Genomic DNA, 17,950 nt, shown 5'->3' with positions numbered 1-17,950 from the left:
CTTATGCCTCAACGCAAGAAGATGCCTGGCGGAATCATCCATACGTACCAGAAGTACGATCCCGCCAAGTTCCCCAGTCCCAAGACGCCTCCGCCTGACATGGTGTCGCCGGCGATGGAACATTGGCTGATGTATGGCGATCGCTTCGAGCTGACGCCAGAACAGTTGGCCAATGCGGTGAAGATCGACCCGAGCCAGATTTCCGGCTTGGGCCCGAGCATCGACTCGCTGATCAAGATGCTGGAAGAGCGGAAGCGAAAGATCCTGGAGACCTACGAGACCGATCAGGCTCGTGATTCCGCCAAGAAGGTCTATCGCCAGCATGGCGAGCCAATGGATCCCCCTCAGCGGATGCGTGAGCGGTATCAGTTGGGCTTCGAGCAAGAGCAGCTCTACGATCTGGAACGCATCTGGTACAACCTCGACGACGAGCGTTCTCCCTTTGCGCTCGACCTAATTCAGCTGATGGAGCACCTCAGCCGGAAATACGAAGTCGATCAGTTAGCCGCCAAGTATCACTTCACCGGCCGCACGCCAATGACCATCGATCAGGCGATCGAGGTGAAGGAAGAGCTGGAAAAGATCGACGAACTGCTTGAGCAACTGAAACAGGCCCGCGAGAACGCTCAAATCGGCATTATCGATATGGAGCAGCTCTCGGAGTATGCCGATCCAGGCGAAATGGAGCAGTTGATGCAGCTTCAGCGTCAGATCGAGCAATACCTCCGCGAACAAGCCGAGCAGCAAGGCCTGACCAGCCAATCGGGGCACATCCATCTGACCCCCCAGGCCTTCAAGATCTTTCAAGGCAAGCTCCTGGAACGGATCTTCAGCAACATGGAGGCCTCGCGTTCAGGCCGCCATTCGGGTCCGATCGTGGGGGAAGGCGCGGTCGAGCTGCAATCGACCAAAGATTACGAGTTCGGGGACTCCCTCACCAACATGGATATCCCCCAGACGTTGATCAACGTCATGCTACGGCAGGGAACCGAACGCCCGCTGCGGATGCGCAGCGAAGATATCGTCATTCATAAGACGAAAAACAATCCGAAGTGTGCGACCTGCGTCATCATGGATATGAGCGGGAGCATGCGTTACGACGCCCAGTACGCCAACGTCAAGCGGATGGCTCTGGCGATGCAGGGACTTATTCGGAGCGAATTCCCGGGCGATTTCCTGCAAATGATCGAGATGTACTCGTTCGCCAAGCCGGTTGCCCCGGGGGATGTGATTGGTTTGTTGCCTAAGCCGGTGACCATTCACGACCCGGTCGTGCGGCTACGAGCCGATATGAGCAAGCCAGAGGTGAGCGAATATCGGATTCCGCCTCACTTCACCAACATTCAGCATGCGTTGCAGCAAGCTCGTTTGTTCCTTAGCAGCCAGGACACGCCCAATCGGCAAATTATTTTGATAACCGATGGACTGCCGACGGCCCATTTCGAGGGGCACGAGCTCTTTTTGCTGTATCCTCCCGATGCCCGGACCGAAGCGGCCACGATGCGTGAAGGGAAACTTTGTCAGCAGCAAGGAATCACGATCAACATGTTTCTGGTGCCAAGCTGGTCGCAAAGTGAAGAAGATATTCGCTTCGCATATCGCCTGGCGGAATCGACGCATGGCCGCGTTTTCTTTACCGCGGGCAACGATCTCGATCGCTACGTCGTGTGGGATTACATCAAGCGAAAACGAGAAGTCTTGGGCTAATTTCTTTGCGATTGCAGCACGTGAAGTGCGATCGCTGCGAGCTTTCATTAGATCTCGGATCCGAATTCCTCGCTTTATCAAACACGAACGGGATCAGATTGAGACAATGATTGGTCGCTGCGCTGCCAATCATCGCCTGAGATTGCCGGAATCAGGCACTACTTTGCTCACAGTGCGTGTGGTTTCCCTCAACTAAACGAAAAAACGGGCACAACTTCCCCGAGAAACGGTTTTCGCCAAGAGAAACAAGGTACTTTGCCGATGAAGTGGATACGGCGTGATCACTTTCATGGCTATCGGTGATGGCGCTGACGACTCAGGAACACCCACGGGAGCAGATTATGACGAGTGTAGAAGGTATTGCGGGGCAAGCTTCCGCGATTCAGCAGTCGCAGGTCAAAAATCAAGTCGATGTCGCCGTGGCCAAGAAGACCTTGGACGCCCAAAAACAAATTGGCGACGCAGCGGTGCAGTTGATTGAAAGCGCCGCCCGTATCAGCAAAGCACCTGGTACCGGCAACTTGATCAACACCAGCGGCTAGTCCGCTTGAAGCAACATCGAAAAACAAATCACGCCGCATGGTTCATCGCCATGCGGCGTTTTCGTTTCTTGTTTCGTTTCATATCAACATGCGTTTGATTCATTGGCGCGCGCGACTAGTTAGTTGCCTTCGCTCGTGGAAGAGCTATGGTTCGTATTGCACGAACGACGTGCGATGTTGTGGTCGTCGAACGATCAATGTTCAACACAAAAATGAGACGACAAACAACGCGTAAGTTATTGCGTTTTTAAAACGCCGTCGTTAGTCTAAAGAAGAGTGACATGCTTGCACGTCACGCAAGTCGCAAAAGCAAATCGTTGGCAACGAAAGATCGCTTGCGAATTTGCTCCCTGGCGAACACGTTCTGAAGGCTTTGAATGATCGATCACTACCAGGCATTTCTCGAAGCACCTAGCCGAGAGGGCTTCCTCAAACTTCAAGAGGAAGTGCAATCGGAAGCCGACTTTTGTGCGGCAGGTGGCTTTGTCGATCAACTGGCAGACCTCTGCCAGGGAGGAAGGTACGAACAGATGTTCGACCTGACCGAGTTGATGCCGTTTGCCTGGGTTGGGTCTCCTTCGGCACATCTGTATGCATCGATCGCCGCCCAGCAGATGGGCTGCCCCGACGATGCCGAGCTCGAGCGTTTCCTGTGCGAAACGATGCTCGAAGGTCTGCTGGAAACAGGAGACGGTTCGCTCGATCATCCTTACCAGATCACCTACCTGTCCGATCGTCAGGATTTGCTGGCCTATTTCAGCCTGACCTGCGAAAAGCAGCATCTGGTACGTTCGCCGCAAGGCATGATGGATGTCGTCACCGCCACGACAGGTGAGCAAATCTGCTTCCTGCTGGGTGACACGATGGCCGATACGCAGCTCAACGATCGTCATCCGGTCCGCATCTCGGCCGCTCATCCACGTTTGGCCTCGAAACGCCTGGCTGCCTGCTCGCCACGTCGCGTTTAACACACTGCGTTTCTCTGCGTGCTTCAGGCACTGTCGCTCGCCGGAAGGTTCTCGATTTCATGCCTGTTCAATGTGTCATCTTTGACTTGGACGGTACGCTGGTCGATAGCGAGACCGTCGGTTCCCAGGTCTTGCTGGAATTGTTTCCTGATCTCGACGACACGCTCGATTCGATCTCGGAACGTTACCGCGGTTGGCGGATGGCGAACATTCTGGCCGATATTGAACAGCGTTTGAAACGAAAGCTTCCGGAAAGCTTCGAGCACGATTACCGCGAGTTGGCGGCTGTCCGTCTGGAAGAAGGGCTCCGCCCGATGCCAGGCGTTCGCGAGATGCTCGATCAATTGACGCTCCCGAGTTGTGTCGCCTCGAACGCTCCGCCAGAGAAGATCGCCTTGGCGCTGCGGATCGGTGGCCTGAGTGACTACTTCGGCGAACGGATGTTCAGTTGCTATACGGTCGGAGCCTGGAAGCCAGATCCCAAGATCTTTTTGCATGCCAGTCAGGCAATGGGCTTCGCCCCGCAGCAGTGCGTGGTGGTCGAAGACAGCGACGTCGGCGTCGCGGCCGGTGTAGCGGCTGGCATCCCTGTGTTGCGATACGACCCAATCGGCAAGTACGAGTCGTCCGAAGTGGTGCAGTGCTTCGATCAGATGGCCAAGCTTCTACCGCTGATCGCAGAGTTCTAATCGCGGATCGATCCAGCGATCGGCAGCTCCTCCCCCTTCTTCTTAGGTCATTCGAGGGGCGTTTCGTTCAATCTGTAACGATTTTATTGCCCCTCTGGCAGGTTCCTGAATAATGGAAGAGGCAACACTGGGGGTTCGTTTGGGAACCCTCGACGTGTGATCTACGTTATATAGCTATGGATTCGCTTCGATCATTTACCCCTCCTCTGCGATTTTATGAAACGACAGATCGGCTCACTTCTGACGCTCGGCGTGGTTTGGCTCTGCCTTCCGGTGGTTGCCATGGCTACGATCGTGGAACTGAAAAACGGCATGCGGCTGGAAGGCTCGGTCGGCAAGATCGCCAGCATGAGCGACGATCCGCTGAAGACACCCACCGCCGGCGCGGTCGACAACCAGTTGATCGTCTTCGTCGATAACGATTTGAAACGCACGTTCGTCTCGACCTACCAGGTGCAAGACGTGCAAGAGGCCGCATCAACGCCCGTCGAACGGGTCAAGATCGACCAGCGTGTGGCAAGTTCAGGGCGAACGGTTCACGCGGTCGGGGAAGGAATCCGCATCACTCCCTGGGACGAGTTCGGTCGACGCATCTATTCCATGCAGACGGCCCGCGGGCAAATCGATGTGATCCAGGGCATCACTGAAATCACCCCACAGTGGACGCGCGTCGAAGGCCTGATGGCCGATGATCCTTACGTCTGGGACATGCGAATCCGCACCAGTAACATCCCGCGCGAAAAGCTCAGCGCGATTTTGATGCGCCGAATCGATCCAAGCAACGCTTCGCAGCGTCTGCAGATCGTGCGACTTTATCTGCAAGCGGAACGGTATCGCGATGCGGCGGCGGAACTCAGCGCATTGATGAACGACTTCGCGGATTTGAAAGCTCAGTTCGGCAAGCAGCTTGATGAACTGTATCAGTTGAGTGCCACGACACTGATCGACGAAGTGGAACTGCGAAAAGAGACAGGGCAGCACAATCTTGCCTATGGTATGCTGAACAAGTTCCCTGAAGATAAGGTCGCCAGTTCGACGCTCCTGCGGGTCAAGCAGATGCTGACCGAGTATCAGACCGCGTACGAACGTCGAGACAAGATGTTCACGCTGTTGAAGGATCACCTGGCAGCGTTTGAAGATCCGACGCTCAAGCCAATGGTCGAGAAGGCGGTTGCCGAGATCGAAGCAGAACTGAACATCAACAACATGGAGCGCCTCGGACCTTACCAGCGATTGTCGGACGATCAGAAATTGAAAGTGGGCGAGAAGCTCTCGCTGGCGATCAGTGGCTGGATTTTGGGAGCGAACGATTCGACCGAGAACCTGGCGGTCGCTTTAAGCGTGTATGAAGCCCGCGACCTGGTTAGCGAGTACATCACGAATAATCCTGGCGTCAATCGCCAAGCGATCCTCGACAAGCTGAAGGGGATGGAAGGTGGTGCTCCGGCCTACGTCGCCAAGATTCTATTGAACATGAAGCCGCCGCTGGGCAATGCCGCTCCGGAAACCGCTTCCGAGATCGCCGGCTATTACCTGATGCGTGTCCCTGGCGTGCCGGGACGGTCAGACTTCTTCTACTACGTGCAGCTTCCGCAAGGCTACGATCCATATCGCAAGTATCCAACGATCGTCACGCTGCATGGTGCTGGTACGACCGCCGAACAGCAAATCGATTGGTGGGCTGGAACGCATAGCGAGAAGGCCAAGATCCGAACCGGTCAGGCCGCTCGAAACGGCTACATCGTGATTGCTCCGATGTGGGCCGAAGAGCATCAGTTTGAATACAACTATTCCGCCTACGAACATGCCTCGGTGCTGTTCAGTTTGCGACATGCACTGCGGCACTTTTCGGTCGATACCGATCGCGTTTACCTGACCGGGCACTCGATGGGTGGCGACGCCGCTTGGGACATTGGTTTAGCCCATCCTGACCTGTGGGCTGGGGTGATTCCGATCGTTGCCCAGGCCGACAAGTACGTGGCACGCTATTGGGAGAATGCCCGCGATGTGCCGATGTATTTCGTCTGCGGCGAACTGGATGGTAGCAAACGCGAGATCAACTCGCGTGACTTCGATCGTTACCTGACGAAGACTAATTTCGACACGATGATTGTCGAATATCGTGGTCGCGGGCACGAGCATTTTCAGGACGAGATCCCTGATATCTTCGAGTGGATGTCGCTCCACAAGCGGCAATTCTTCCCGAAGGAATTCGAGGTAGTCTCGATGCGTCCTTGGGATAACTTCTTCTTCTGGCTGGAGGTAAGTGACTTCCCCGAGCGAAGCCTCGTGCTGCCGGCAAACTATCCAGAACCGAAGAAATCGCCAGTCAAGATTGCCGGCAAGGTACTCGCGACGAATGGTGTCCTGGTCACCAGCGGAACCGGGAAGGCGATTATCTATCTGACGCCGGATCTGGTGAACTTCGACGAGCGGATGACGGTAACTTACGGCGGGCGGAACTATGGCGGCAACGTTGTTCCGTCGACCGAAGTGATGTTGGAAGATGCCCGCACGCGAGCCGATCGGATTCATCCCTTCTGGGCGAAGGTCGATACGAGCGAACGCTAGTTCCTCGCGCATAAAAAAGCGAGCACCCACACACTGCGTGGATGCTCGCTTCGCTGTTTCTTGGCGGGACCTTATTCGTCGGTCACGCAGCCTTCCGAGGCACTCTTCACGTTCTTGATGTACTTGTAGAGCGTGCCTCGCGTCACCTTGTAAGGTGGAGCCACCCAGGCTTCCTTACGTTTGGCGAGTTCTTCTTCCGAGACTTCCAGGTCGATCGAACGCTTCTCTGCGTCGATGGTGATGATGTCGCCATCCTTCGCCAACGCGATCGGGCCACCGACCTGGGCTTCTGGAGTGACGTGACCCACGATGAAGCCGTGCGAACCGCCTGAGAAGCGACCGTCGGTCAACAAGGCGACGTCGGAACCGAGACCGGCACCCATGATCGCCGAAGTCGGGGTCAGCATTTCTGGCATGCCAGGGCCACCCTTCGGACCTTCGTAGCGAATCACGACGACGTCACCCTTGACGATCTTCTTGTCTTCCAGGGCGTGCAGCATGTCTTCTTCCGAGTCGAACACCTTGGCTGGGCCGCTGAACTGCAAGCCTTCCTTACCGGTGATCTTCGCCACGGCACCTTCCGGTGCGAGCGAACCAAACAGCATCTGCAAGTGACCCGTCTTCTTGATTGGGTTCGACAGCGGACGAACGATGTCTTGGCCTTCTGGGAAGCCAGGAACCTCAGCACAGTTTTCGGCCAGTGTCTTGCCGGTGACCGTCAAGCAGTCGCCGTTCATCAGACCTTCCTGCAGCAGGTACTTCATTACGGCTGGCGTGCCGCCGATCTTGTGCAGGTCTTCTTGCACGTACTTACCGCTTGGCTTGAAGTCGGCCAGCATTGGAACGCGATCGCTGACCGCTTGCCAGTCGGCCAGGCCGAGGTCGATGTCGACGCTACGAGCCATGGCGATCAAGTGCAGCACGGCGTTGGTCGAACCTCCCAATGCCATGACGACCACCATCGCGTTCTCGAACGCTTCGCGGGTCATGATGTCGCGTGGCTTGATATCTTTTTCCAGCAGGTTGCGAATGGCGGCACCAGCGCGGTGGCATTCGTCGATCTTGCCTTCGTCTTCGGCTGGGATGCTGGCGGAGAAGGGGAGGGACATGCCCAACGCTTCGATCGCCGAAGCCATGGTGTTGGCCGTGTACATACCGCCGCAAGCACCGGCACCTGGGCACGACTTGCGAACGATTTCCTTACGTTCGTCTTCGGTGATGGTGCCGGCCAGGAACTGACCATAGCACTGGAATGCCGAAACGACGTCCAGCTTCTCGCCGTTGCGGAAGCCTGGCTTGATGGTCCCGCCGTAAACCATCAGAGCCGGACGATTCAAACGACCCATGGCGATCAAACAGCCAGGCATGTTCTTATCGCAGCCTGGGATCGCGACCAGGGCGTCGTACCACTGACCACCCATGATCGTTTCGATCGAGTCGGCGATCAGGTCGCGGGACTGCAGCGAGAAGCTCATCCCGTCGGTACCCATCGAGATACCATCGCTCACGCCGATGGTATTGAATCGCATGCCGACCATGTCGGCCCCAACCACGCCCTGCTTGACCTCTTCGCCCAGCTTGTTGAGGTGCATGTTGCAGGTATTACCTTCGTACCAGACGCTGCAGATACCAACTTGGGCCTTTTGCATGTCGGCGTCGGTGAGCCCCGTTCCATACAACATGGCCTGGGATGCACCTTGGCTTTTGGGTTGGGTCACACGCGAGCTGTACTTATTCAGGGGCTGGGACACGCGAAAGTTTCCTGCTGCTTACTTAGGGGCGGGGTTAGGACGTAAGGAACCCGATATTCTAGCCAGACAAGGGAAATCTCGCCAGGATCGGCCTGAATTGCGGGAAAACTGCCTTAACCACTTAAATACCGGCATTTCTGATCTGACTCGGGGGACTTGCTTGAGGTAAAATGGTTAGAGAGCCAACCTTTCCAAACTCTTCCGTAGCGACCCTGCCTGGGAGCCCACCGCGAACATGAGAATTACGCCCCTCCTGCTACTCGGCTGCCTTTTGGCGGTCGGAGTACCGTCGATTGTTTCGGCCCAGAACGACGATTTGCTTTTCGACAAGACTTCCTTCGCTGGCTGGGAAGGAAACCTCGATTGGTTCCGTATCGAGAAAGACTCGGTCGTTGCCGGACGCCTTGATCAAGATATCCCCCGCAATGAGTTCCTATGTACCGAGCAAGAGTTTGCGGACTTTGAATTGACGCTGGAAGCGAAGCTCGTGGGCGATGGAAAGAACGCCGGAATCCAGTTCCGCAGCAAGCGGATTCCAGACCATCACGAAGTGATCGGTTACCAGTGCGACATGGGCTGGCAGGGCGATAAACCGATCTGGGGATCTCTGTACGACGAATCGCGTCGTCGCACATTCCTGGCGGAAGGGGACCACGAAAAGCTACGGAAAGAAATCTCGGGCAAAGAGTTTATTCCCCTGAAAATCCGGGCCCAAGGCAAGCATATCCAGATCTGGGTCGGTAGTCTGAAGACGGTCGATTACCACGAAGCGGACGACAACATCCCGCAGTCGGGCATCATCGGACTGCAGATTCATTCTGGGCCGAAGTGTGAAGCCTGGTATCGCAACATCCGTCTTAAGAAGCTCTAAATCGTTGCGGAAATGAGTTCCCCTCCAGAGTTCTTCTATTTCGATCTCGGCAAAGTCCTGCTCGACTTCGACCATGGGATCGCCTGCCGACAACTGGCAGAGTTGTTGGTGACCACCGAAGACGTTATCCAACGCGACGTCTTCGTGTCGGGGCAGCAATGGAAGTACGAACGTGGCGAGATCGATACCCCACAGTTTCATCAGTGGCTCTGCGAGCGGTACGAAATCGAGCCGTCGATCGAAGATGTTGTCTATGCGGCCTCGGCGATCTTTCAGCCGATGCCTGAAGTGATCGAGATTGCCCAACGATTGAACGAGGCTGGGCATCGCATGGGGATCTTGTCGAATACCTGCGATGCGCACTGGCAGTATTGCCTCGATCGCCCTTACTCGTTCCTCGACGAACTGTTCTCGGTTCATGCACTCAGCTTTCGGCTGGGATGTGCCAAACCGGAGTCGGCAATTTACGAAAAAGCCGCACAACTGTGCGAAGCAGACCCTAAAAACGTCTTTTTTGTGGATGACCGCAGCGAAAACGTCGAGGGTGCCGTTTCTGCCGGTTATGACGCCATCTTGTTCCAAGATGCGGCTCAATTGCGCGCCGAGTTGCATGTCCGGGGCGTCCACCTGTAGAAGGTGGTAACGATTCTACGGTCACCCCCCGATTTGTCTCCGTCTACGGTGCCACCGCCGGGTTGCCTACCTCTGATACCGACCTAACTTTGCCCAGATTGTTATGGCAACTCCAGGATCTTATTTGGGGCACCGTAAAAATGGGATCGATATCGCCAACGAACGAAAAACTCATTCTTCACGTCGACGACGACTCGACGTTCCTGAAGCTTGCGAATCATCGATTGACGCAGCGCGGGTACGAAGTGACGTCGCTCGATCGGCCTGACCAGGCCCTCAAACAACTTCTCAATTCCAACTGCCGTGTGTGCATCCTCGACATCGACATGCCACGCATCAACGGCTTGGACTTGCTACAGGAAATCAAGGCGTACGATGGTGGCATTCAAGTCATCATGCTGACCGGCCTGGTTTCGCAGATGACGGTACTGGAGTCTCTTCGCGGTGGAGCCGAAGCGTGCTTCTTCAAACCGATGAACGACTTCACGCCACTATACGAAGCGCTGGACGCGGTCTTCCTTAAAGCAGCACGCTGGTGGCAATGCCTCCACGAGTTGAAGAACCGTCGTCAGCACGAACTGGGTGAAGCGAAGAGTAGTATCACCGTCTAAGCGTTCAACGACCTCTATGAAGTCACAGGCATATGACCAGTAACACGGAAGCCAACGACGAACTGCTGTTAGCCTTCATCGATGAATCGCTACATTCGATTCATGGATTGGCGGATCAAATCACAGCTTATTTGAAGAGTCCCAGCAATGCGGATGCAATCAATGGCGTCTTTCGAACCGTCCACTCGATTAAGGGTAACGCTGGCTTCTTTGGTCTATCGGCGATCAAACGATTCGCCCACGCGGTCGAAAATACGCTCGACGATGTTCGCAATCAGAAGCTTTCGCTAACCGAAGACCTGACTCGTGCGCTGATTGATGCCTTCGATCGACTGAACTCACTGTTGCAACGCGTCGAGGAAAACCGGTACGAAGACACGCTGTCCCCAGAAGAAATTTCTCTGCTGGAACGGATCTCAGAGCTTTCGGTCGAGGCGAATGGAGCCTCTGGTGATGAATACGCGCTGCTCCGCGAACTGCAAGAACTCGCCCTCGAAATGAGTGCCGCTGGGTTTCCGGAATCGCTGCGTTGGGCCGACAAAATTTCGGGCCTTGTCGGAAGCTCGGGAGAAACAAAACAAGCAGAAGATGTTCCAGTTCCAACACCAGAAGAAGTGTTGGCAGCGACATTCCTGGTCGACGGCGAAGATGTTTCGTCGATGATTCATAGTGTGGCAGAAGTATTCATCTGGCCGTCCGATTCGAAGTGGACCGACGAGCAGTCGACGTTCGTTCTCGATCGCCTGGCCGACATGGTCATGGTTTGTCGCCTTAAGGGAGAAGGTGGTGGCCACGAAAAGATTGAAGCTGCGCTGAAGGACTTCAAGGTCCTTTACGAAAGCCCGATCGGTGTCGACCAAGGGTTGCTTTCGGTGATCTGGGATCAGGTTGCCAGCGTGATTCAAAGCTTCAACCTGCCTCCGGAAGTTTTGGAACCGAAGGCTGCCACGGAAGCGGCTGCGATGACGGTCGCTGCTCCCGCCTCGGAAGCACAATCCAACCCGGTTGCCAATCATGCGAAACGATCGCGTTCGATTCGCGTGAATGAAAACCATCTCGACCGATTCCTCGACGACGTTTCGGCGCTGTTCATTACCTGCGAACGTTTGAAAGACGTTCAAAGTCGGATGGCTGCCTCGGAAGCGGTTGGAGAACTGGTCGAAGAACTTCGTCAGATCAACGTGACTTTTTCGACCCAGGCCAACGAGCTACAGAAGAGTGTCGTGGCCCTGCGCAAGGTGCCGATCCGTGCCTTGCTGTCGAAGTTCCCGCCGATGGCTCGTAAGCTGGCCATCGACTTAGGCAAGTCGATCGACGTGCATATCGAAGGGGAAGAAGTCGAAGTCGACAAGTCGTTGATCGAAGATCTCGACTCGCCGCTGACCCACATGATCCGTAACGTGGCCGATCATGCGATCGAAACGCCACAAGATCGTTTGGCTCGAGGTGTCGCGGAAACCGGCAACCTGTGGATACGTGCCGAAACGACTCGCACTCATGTCGTGCTGACAATTCGTGACGATGGCCGCGGTATCGATCCGACACGGATTCGCCAGAAAGCCATCGACAAGCAGTTGATGCCCCCTGAACAATTACAGGCCATGTCTGATGGCGATGTGATCGACCTGATCTTTCACCCGGGCTTCTCGACGGCCGAACAGATCACCGATGTGTCGGGTCGTGGTGTCGGGATGGACGTGGTCCGAACGACGATTCGCGATCACGACGGCGACGTGCATGTCGAATCGGTGGTTGGCCAAGGTACGACATTCACCATCGAGATTCCGATCCGTCAGGCCGTGCTTGTGATCGAAGGTTTGCTGGTCGCAGCCGACAACGAACAGTTTGTCCTGCCATTCGAGAACATCCGCGAAGTGATGGAACTGGATAGCAAGGACATCAAGACCTGTCACGGATTGCCAATGACCGTGGTGCGGGGCAAAACGGTCTCGGTGATGTCGCTGGCAGAACAGATGGAACTCGCCAGTAACTTAACGTGGACCGACAAGTTGAAGCACCATGCCGTGCTGGTCGCCAGCAAGCAAGGGGCTGCCTGCCTGCTGGTCGACAGCGTGCTTGGCAAACGCAAAGTCGTGGTGAACGATTTGCAGAACATCATCGAAAACTGCAACCGTATTGGTGGCGTCGCTCAACTGGGAGGGGGACGTTTGTCGCTCGTGGTCAGCGTGCCAGAGTTAGTCAAAGGCATGGCACCAACGTTGACTGTTTAGAGCAACCCGGAATCAGGCGAGTTTGTCGTCTGATTCCAGGTAATCACCCAGAGGGAGCACGACTTCAATCGTTGTTCCCTTGCCGGGCGAACTGGCGATGTCTGCCTGACCACCGAGCAACGTGGCCCGTTCGTGAATCCCTGACAAGCCACAACGTCGGGGATCGATCTTTTGGATATCGAAGCCGCATCCATCATCTTCAATCTTGATATGGATCGTTTTCTCGCTTTGCTGAATATCGACCGACGCCGCGTTGGTGCCGCTATGACGCCGTGCGTTGTTGACCCCTTCCTGGACGGTGCGATAGATGGCCATTTCAAGCGAAGGCGCGATGCGGCGAAAGAAGATTTCGTGCTGGAAGTCGATCTGGAAATCTTCGTCCAGCATTCGGGTGACCAGGTCGTTAATCGCGGCGACCACACCACCTTCTTCCAGGCTCAAAGGTCGCAAGCCATTGAGGAGACGACGAATCTCGCCGATCGCATTGGAAAGCAATGTCGTCCCGCGACTCAGTTCGTGACGACCGTCCACTTCGTCCGATACAAAGCTGAGCCCCGTCTGCAGGAACATAAGTGCCCCAGTCATGTCTTGCACGACACCGTCGTGGATTTCGTAGGCAATCAGGCGGCGGTCACGCTCGTTGGTGTCTAGCAGCCGTCGTAGGGCACGACGATCTCGCAGGATCTCTTCTTCTCGCTGTTTACGGGCACTCACGTCGAGGAAAAAGCCCAGCAGGGCAGGCTGGCCGGCATAAACAATCCGATCCAGATAGACCGCGGCCCACACCGATTTGCCGGTGCCATCTTTCAGCTTCATGGTCATGCCGCGAATCGGCTGACTACTGGCAACGCGTTCAAGCAAGGCTTTGCGCTGCGCCGGGTTCGCGTAGAAGTTACTGGTGAATTGTTCCTGCAGGGTTTCGTACGGCGTACCAAAGATTTGAGCCAGGCCGCGGTTACCGTATAGCACGCCGCCAGTTTCCAGATCCGAGATCACCACGGGAATCGGGGTCGACTCTACCATGATCCGGAATCGTTCGTCACTTTCCAGCAAAGCGGCTTCGACTTCCGTTTTGCGTTTAAGCAGTTCGTTAACTTCGTCCCGCTCTTCGGTCACATCGAGCGTGACGCCGACCACGATTGAGTCGTGGGGATCGATGCCGTTTTTCAGCGGAGCATAGCGGACCTGTTCGATACGACCGGTGGTTTCGCTACGGACGCAGACAATTTGTTCTTTTTGCTCTTGGTAGGTCTTGTCGATCGCGGCTTCAAGCAGCGGCGCTTCCGCATCCGAGACGAAGTCTCGCACATGCATCCCGACCGGGTGATCGGTGCAGTCGTCGCGAAAGTGATTCAGATAGGTGATCTGATACTCTTTCGACAGTGTGAAAATGTGGACCGGAACCGACTTGAGGATCGCATGCAGTTGGGCGTTCTCTTGGCGGAGACGGGCATTCTCTTGTTCGAGATCAGCGACACGCCAGGCGAGGGTTTCCGCGGTGTCCCCGCGATAGCAAGATTGGTTATCGTCAAGCGTCACGTCCGAGGTCCCTCCTGCGGAAGAGTCGAGGCATGGCAATAAAAAATGGATTGCCAACATTACTGTCGACAATCCATTCTAGTCGTTCCTGCGATTCAGGCGAGCCTGTTGCTCGCTCGAAACGGGCTTTACAGGTACATGTTGAAGATGTGTTCCAGCAATTCCTGGCGACCACTCTTGTTCGGGCTGACTTCACCCTTCTCGAGCATGTACGCTTCCAGCGTCTTGAAGTTGTGCTTGCCAGCTTCGATGTCGGCACCCACACCTTCGTCCCAGCTCTGGTAACGTTCTCGGACGAACGACTCGAGCTTGCCATCAGCGCGGATCGCAGCGGCTACTTTCAGCCCCTTGGCGAACGCATCCATCCCACCGATGTGGGCATAGAACAGGTCGATCGGCTCGAAGCTTTCGCGGCGAACCTTCGCGTCGAAGTTCACGCCACCTGAGCCGAGACCGCCGTACTTCAAGATCGACAGCATGCATTCGGTCGTCAGGTAATAGTTGGTTGGGAATTGGTCGGTATCCCAGCCCAACAGCAGGTCGCCCGTGTTGGCGTCGATCGAACCGAGGATGCCGTTGGCACCTGCGTATTCGAGCTCGTGCTGCATGGTGTGACCCGCCAGTGTTGCGTGGTTGGTCTCGAGGTTCATCTTGAAATGCTTGTCCAAGTCGTACGACTTCAAAAATGCCAGGCAGTTGGCGGTATCGAAATCGTATTGATGCTTGGTAGGCTCTTTCGGCTTAGGTTCGATCAGGAACTGACCGGTGAAGCCAATTTCCTTGGCGTAGTCGACCGCCATGTGGAAGAAGTTCGCCAGGTGATCCAGCTCACGCTTCAGGTCGGTGTTCAGCAGGTTCTGGTAACCTTCTCGACCGCCCCAGAACACGTAGTTCTCGCCACCCAACTGCTTGGTCACTTCCAAGGCCTTTTTGACACTGCAAGCGGCGTAGGCAAAGGTATCGGCGTTGCAGCTCGTGGCGGCACCATGCATGAAGCGTGGGTGGCTGAACATGTTGGCCGTGCCCCACAGCAGCTTGATGCCGGTGCGTTCCTGTTCTTCCTGCAAGGCAGCGACGACGGTGTCGAAGTTCTTGTAGGTTTCCTTCAGGTTCGAGCCTTCCGGAGCGACGTCGCGATCGTGGAACGCGTAGTAAGGAGCCCCCAGCTTTTCGATGAACTCGAAAGCGACCTTCACGCGCTTGACCGCGTTTTCGACGGTGTCGCTGCCATCGTCCCAAGGACGGATGGCCGTGCCGGGACCGAATGGATCGGAACCGGTCCCGCGGAAGGTGTGCCAATAGACGACGCTGAAGCGGAAGTGGTCCTTCATCGTCTTACCTTCGATCACTTCATCCGGGTTGTACCAGCGGAACGCCAGCGGATTGCGTGAGTCGGGGCCTTCGTATTCGATCTTTCCTACTTCAGGGAACGCAGTCATGATTCTTTCCAAAAATGGGGGTGTGAATATTGGGTCGTTACAGTTCCAGTTGCGAATCAGCGAACACCATTTCCTTCTGGTGGGCTTCAATCACTTTCTGGATCGATTCGATCACGGCAGGGTTTTGCTTGGCGAGATTGCGAGATTCGCCAGGATCTTCTTCCAGATTGAACAGCAGTGGCGGGTTGTGCACTTCGCGTTTGGCACCGCCATAACCGGTCTGCGTCTTCAAGTGAAGCTTCCACGGACCATGGCGAACCGCCATCAAATCGTAACCGCGATAATAGAATAAAGCATTGCGGTTACTCTTCCCGGTTTGTTTCAGCACCGGCGTCAGGTCGTAGCTGTCAAGTTTTCGGCCTTCCGGCAGGGGCAACCCGGCCAGCGAAGTGAACGTGGCCATCAGGTCCATCGTGCTTCCGACGTCGGCAGCCACTTCAGCCGAAGGGATCGTTTTCGGCCACCAGAAAATCGTCGGCTCTCGCATTCCGCCATCCCAGGTGCTTCCCTTCCCATCGCGCAGTGGGCCGGCCGAACCACCATGGTCATTGAAGATCAACCAAGGGCCATTATCGCTGCAGAACACAACGAGCGTCTTCTCGTCGAGGCCCGTATCGCGAAGCTTTTGCAGCACCTGGCCAACGCTCCAGTCGATCTCTTCGATCACGTCGCCATAGTAGCCACGGCGACTGACGCCCGTGAATTCAGGCGAACGAAACAGCGGGATATGTGGCATCGAGTGCGCCAGGTAGACGAAGAATGGTTCGTCCTGATGCTCGTCGATGAACTTGAGTGTCTCTTCGGTGTAACGCCGCGTGATCGTGGTTTGTTCGGCCGGACGTTCGATGATCTCTTCGTTTCGCATCAGCGGCACGTTGAAGTACTCGCTCTTCGGTTCCCAGAACGACTCGCGTCCCTTCGGGGCACTTGCCAGGCGGTCCATATCGTTGGAGTAAGGAATGCCGAAGTAATAGTCGAAACCGTTGTTGGTTGGCAGGAACTGTTTGTGATGCCCCAGGTGCCATTTGCCGATGCAGGCCGTCGCATAGCCGCCTGGCTTGAGGGCTTCGGCCAGCGTGATTTCTTCGGCGGGCAGTCCACCTTTCGAGTCGGGAAACAGCACGCGACGCTTGTCGCTGCACATGCCTGAGCGGCAAGGGAGACGTCCAGTCATCAGGGCCGCGCGGCTCGGCGTGCAAACGGAAGCACCCACATAGAACTGCGTGAACTTCATTCCCTCGGAAGCCATCTGGTCGAGGTACTTCGTACGGATCGTCGGATTACCGAAGCAGCCCAGGTCGCCATATCCCAGATCATCGCAGAAGATGACTACGAAGTTAGGCTTATCAGCCGTGCTTTCGTCGGCAGCGTGCAGGGGAGCAACGTAGCAAAGGGTTATCACTGCGAGCAGCGTCAACCGGCACCAATGTTTGCGAGAGGTGGTGTGCATGGGGCTTTTCAGGGGATGAGAGATCAGCGTTGGAAGGAGGGTAGGTGATCGTCATCATAAGGGCTACCCAGCCGTGATTCAACTAACGGAACTCTCAGGGATCTGAGAAATTTTGCAACACCAGACTGGCCGTATCACGACGAGGTGAAACGCCGTAAAACCCAGTCTCCCCAGGCTCCGGATAGTTGTGCGATGGCAAACAGAAGCCTCGCCTTGCCGGGCCAGACGATTTCGGTCTGACGTTTTTCACAGCCCTTAAGAATCGTATCCGCGAGCGTGGCCGGATCGATCGATTTCACCTTCACCCCGGCGCCTGGTTTCCGCGCGGAATCGGGGAGCCCGTCGGTTTGTTCGGCGTAACGCTGCCCGGCATCTTCGCGGGTAATGGGCCCTGGGCAGACGAGCATGACATGCACGCCGCTCTCGCCCAGTTCGAGGCGAAGCTGATGATTGAGCCCTGCCAGAGCAAATTTGGAAGTCGCGTAGGGGCCGATAAACTTCGAGGCACTCTTCGACGCGAGCGAGCCCATGTTCACGATGTGCCCGCGCGATTGTTCCAGCAAAGGCCGAGCCGCCTGAACGCAGCGCACCGTCGAGAGAACATTCAAATCGAACGACATCAGAAAGTCGTCGATGGATGTCTCGCAGACCATTCCCCGTGAGCTCATGCCGGCGATGTTGAACAAGGCATCCAGCCGACCTAGCTGACGACGCACTTCTTCAAACAACGCAACGACCGAGTCGTCGTTCGTCACATCGGTCGGGATCGCCGTCGAGAGCTTACCTTCGGGATCGATTTCGGCTGCTGCTCGCTCCAGTTTCTCGGGATCACGAGCCACCATCACAACATGACAGCCATTTTGGATAAGTCGAGCGGCCAGCACTTTGCCGAAGCCTTGCGAGGCTCCGGTCACGACGGCCACTTTTTCCTGCCAGTACGTCACCGTT

General features: G+C 55.9%; 14 protein-coding genes. 9 read left to right on the top strand and 5 right to left on the bottom strand.

The window, feature by feature from the left end; translation table 11 throughout:
• Positions 1 to 3: 3 nt before the first annotated feature.
• The 5 genes from ABD890_RS05290 (at position 4) to ABD890_RS05270 (ending at position 6,477) form a co-directional block, all read left to right on the top strand.
• A complete protein-coding gene (locus ABD890_RS05290; RefSeq protein ID WP_345086597.1) occupies positions 4 to 1,707 on the top strand; it encodes a vWA domain-containing protein in 1,704 nt (567 codons plus the stop codon).
• 341 nt (positions 1,708 to 2,048) lie between these two features.
• Positions 2,049 to 2,249, top strand: coding sequence for a YjfB family protein (locus ABD890_RS05285; protein ID WP_345086595.1), 201 nt, complete (start codon positions 2,049 to 2,051; stop codon positions 2,247 to 2,249).
• 377 nt (positions 2,250 to 2,626) lie between these two features.
• The gene (locus ABD890_RS05280) at positions 2,627 to 3,217 is read left to right on the top strand and encodes a hypothetical protein (RefSeq protein ID WP_345086593.1); all 591 of its coding nucleotides are present in this window, start codon (positions 2,627 to 2,629) and stop codon (positions 3,215 to 3,217) included.
• Positions 3,218 to 3,276: 59 nt separating this feature from the next.
• Positions 3,277 to 3,906 (top strand): HAD-IA family hydrolase, encoded by a 630-nt coding sequence (locus ABD890_RS05275; RefSeq protein WP_345086591.1) that lies wholly within the window; start codon positions 3,277 to 3,279, stop codon positions 3,904 to 3,906.
• Positions 3,907 to 4,122: 216 nt separating this feature from the next.
• Positions 4,123 to 6,477: a carboxylesterase family protein gene (locus ABD890_RS05270; protein WP_345086589.1), complete on the top strand. Its 2,355-nt coding sequence runs from the start codon at positions 4,123 to 4,125 to the stop codon at positions 6,475 to 6,477.
• Positions 6,478 to 6,548: 71 nt separating this feature from the next.
• Here ABD890_RS05270 and ilvD read toward each other — a convergent pair whose 3' ends face one another.
• Positions 6,549 to 8,228 carry a dihydroxy-acid dehydratase gene (gene ilvD, locus ABD890_RS05265; protein ID WP_345086587.1) on the bottom strand — a complete coding sequence of 560 codons (1,680 nt, stop codon included), beginning with the start codon at positions 8,226 to 8,228 and terminating at the stop codon, positions 6,549 to 6,551.
• A gap of 235 nt (positions 8,229 to 8,463) precedes the next feature.
• On the opposite strand from ilvD, the gene ABD890_RS05260 reads away from it, so the two are divergent.
• The 4 genes from ABD890_RS05260 (at position 8,464) to ABD890_RS05245 (ending at position 12,574) form a co-directional block, all read left to right on the top strand.
• A complete protein-coding gene (locus ABD890_RS05260) occupies positions 8,464 to 9,099 on the top strand; it encodes a 3-keto-disaccharide hydrolase (RefSeq protein ID WP_345086586.1) in 636 nt (211 codons plus the stop codon).
• A gap of 12 nt (positions 9,100 to 9,111) precedes the next feature.
• Positions 9,112 to 9,732, top strand: a complete 621-nt coding sequence (locus ABD890_RS05255; RefSeq protein ID WP_345086584.1) for an HAD family hydrolase — start codon at positions 9,112 to 9,114, stop codon at positions 9,730 to 9,732.
• 140 nt (positions 9,733 to 9,872) lie between these two features.
• A complete protein-coding gene (locus tag ABD890_RS05250; protein WP_345086582.1) occupies positions 9,873 to 10,343 on the top strand; it encodes a response regulator in 471 nt (156 codons plus the stop codon).
• A 32-nt stretch (positions 10,344 to 10,375) separates the two neighbouring features.
• On the top strand, positions 10,376 to 12,574 hold the full coding sequence (locus ABD890_RS05245; protein WP_345086580.1) for a chemotaxis protein CheA: 2,199 nt from the start codon (positions 10,376 to 10,378) through the stop codon (positions 12,572 to 12,574).
• Positions 12,575 to 12,586: 12 nt separating this feature from the next.
• On the opposite strand, the gene ABD890_RS05240 is transcribed toward ABD890_RS05245, so the two are convergent.
• The 4 genes from ABD890_RS05240 to ABD890_RS05225 all read right to left on the bottom strand — a co-directional run bounded on the left by ABD890_RS05240 (position 12,587) and on the right by ABD890_RS05225 (position 17,946).
• Positions 12,587 to 14,113: a PAS domain-containing sensor histidine kinase gene (locus ABD890_RS05240; protein ID WP_345086578.1), complete on the bottom strand. Its 1,527-nt coding sequence runs from the start codon at positions 14,111 to 14,113 to the stop codon at positions 12,587 to 12,589.
• Between the two features lie 128 nt (positions 14,114 to 14,241).
• On the bottom strand, positions 14,242 to 15,552 hold the full coding sequence (xylA, locus tag ABD890_RS05235) for a xylose isomerase (protein ID WP_345086576.1): 1,311 nt from the start codon (positions 15,550 to 15,552) through the stop codon (positions 14,242 to 14,244).
• Between the two features lie 37 nt (positions 15,553 to 15,589).
• Entirely contained in the window at positions 15,590 to 17,002 is a 1,413-nt protein-coding gene (locus ABD890_RS05230) for a sulfatase family protein (protein ID WP_345086574.1), read from the bottom strand.
• 134 nt (positions 17,003 to 17,136) lie between these two features.
• A complete protein-coding gene (locus ABD890_RS05225; RefSeq protein ID WP_345086572.1) occupies positions 17,137 to 17,946 on the bottom strand; it encodes an SDR family NAD(P)-dependent oxidoreductase in 810 nt (269 codons plus the stop codon).
• Between the last annotated feature and the right edge of the window lie 4 nt (positions 17,947 to 17,950).

Source organism: Bremerella cremea (assembly GCF_039541315.1).
Classification (GTDB): Bacteria; Planctomycetota; Planctomycetia; order Pirellulales; family Pirellulaceae; genus Bremerella; species Bremerella cremea.
This window is presented reverse-complemented; position numbering and strand designations above follow the sequence as displayed.

Coding starts and splice junctions, on each gene's coding strand:
- ABD890_RS05290 (WP_345086597.1), top strand. CDS start 4: ATGCCTCAACGCAAGAAGATGCCTGGCGGAATCATCCATACGTACCAG.
- ABD890_RS05285 (WP_345086595.1), top strand. CDS start 2,049: ATGACGAGTGTAGAAGGTATTGCGGGGCAAGCTTCCGCGATTCAGCAG.
- ABD890_RS05280 (WP_345086593.1), top strand. CDS start 2,627: ATGATCGATCACTACCAGGCATTTCTCGAAGCACCTAGCCGAGAGGGC.
- ABD890_RS05275 (WP_345086591.1), top strand. CDS start 3,277: ATGCCTGTTCAATGTGTCATCTTTGACTTGGACGGTACGCTGGTCGAT.
- ABD890_RS05270 (WP_345086589.1), top strand. CDS start 4,123: ATGAAACGACAGATCGGCTCACTTCTGACGCTCGGCGTGGTTTGGCTC.
- ABD890_RS05260 (WP_345086586.1), top strand. CDS start 8,464: ATGAGAATTACGCCCCTCCTGCTACTCGGCTGCCTTTTGGCGGTCGGA.
- ABD890_RS05255 (WP_345086584.1), top strand. CDS start 9,112: ATGAGTTCCCCTCCAGAGTTCTTCTATTTCGATCTCGGCAAAGTCCTG.
- ABD890_RS05250 (WP_345086582.1), top strand. CDS start 9,873: ATGGGATCGATATCGCCAACGAACGAAAAACTCATTCTTCACGTCGAC.
- ABD890_RS05245 (WP_345086580.1), top strand. CDS start 10,376: ATGACCAGTAACACGGAAGCCAACGACGAACTGCTGTTAGCCTTCATC.
- xylA (WP_345086576.1), bottom strand. CDS start 15,552: ATGACTGCGTTCCCTGAAGTAGGAAAGATCGAATACGAAGGCCCCGAC.
- ABD890_RS05230 (WP_345086574.1), bottom strand. CDS start 17,002: ATGCACACCACCTCTCGCAAACATTGGTGCCGGTTGACGCTGCTCGCA.